Below are 275 nucleotides of genomic sequence, written 5' to 3' on the forward strand. Positions count from 1 at the left end.
ACGTGCAGCTTTCCCTTCAGGCGGGATTCATACAGCGGCCAGCCATCCGTCATCCATATCACCACGTCAAAGGGTGACAGCAGGCTCATAAGACGCCCCAGCGTCGCCATAGTGCGTTCACCGAATACGTGCGCAACAACCGTCTTCCGGAGCCTGTCATACGCGTAAAACAGCCAGCGCTGGCGCGATTTAGCCCCGACATAGCCCCACTGTTCGTCCATTTCCGCGCAGACGATGACGTCACTGCCCGGCTGTATGCGCGAGGTTACCGACTG

1 protein-coding gene is annotated in these 275 nt (G+C 58.9%); it reads right to left on the reverse strand.

Annotated elements, in window-relative coordinates; all coding sequences use genetic code 11:
- On the reverse strand, window positions 1–275 hold a 275-nt coding region (locus tag HII27_RS27645), incomplete at both ends, for an IS1 family transposase (RefSeq protein WP_223883310.1).

The organism is Kluyvera sichuanensis, assembly GCF_014218705.1.
GTDB lineage: Bacteria > Pseudomonadota > Gammaproteobacteria > Enterobacterales > Enterobacteriaceae > Kluyvera > Kluyvera sichuanensis.